This is a genomic window from Pseudonocardia sp. EV170527-09 (assembly GCF_008369905.1).
Taxonomy (GTDB): Bacteria; Actinomycetota; Actinomycetes; order Mycobacteriales; family Pseudonocardiaceae; genus Pseudonocardia.
Map to the genome: position 1 here is coordinate 1 of NZ_VRMC01000358.1, position 417 is coordinate 417.

1 protein-coding gene is annotated in these 417 nt (G+C 65.7%); it reads right to left on the reverse strand.

All coding sequences use genetic code 11. The features are described 5' to 3' along the window. Positions 1–36: 36 nt before the first annotated feature. Positions 37–417 (reverse strand): ATP-binding protein (locus FVA95_RS29480; protein ID WP_161992541.1); only part of this gene is annotated, 381 nt, incomplete at its 5' end.

The window sequence follows — 417 nt, forward strand, 5'->3', positions numbered from 1 at the left end:
GATGGACGACCTGACGTGTCGTTGGCCCGGGCGCGATCATGACACGGCTGCCGGGACCGGGGACAGTGCTCTGTCCTTGAGCCGGTAGCTGGGCCCGTTGATGGCGATGACGTCGCAGTGGTGCAGGAGCCGGTCGAGGATCGCGGTGGCGATGACCTCGTCGGAGAAGACCTGGCCCCATTCGGAGAACGTCTTGTTCGAGGTGAGGATGATCGAGCCGCGTTCGTAGCGGCGGCTGATCAGCTGGAACACCATGTTCGCTGCGGCCCGGTCGCAGGGTAGGTAACCGACCTCGTCGAGGACGAGCACCGCCGGCCGTAGGTAGGTCTGGAGCTTCTTGGCGAACCGGCCTGCGGCCTCGGCGGCGCGGAGTTGACGAACGCAGTCGTCGAGGGTGGTGAAGTAGATCGAGGACCC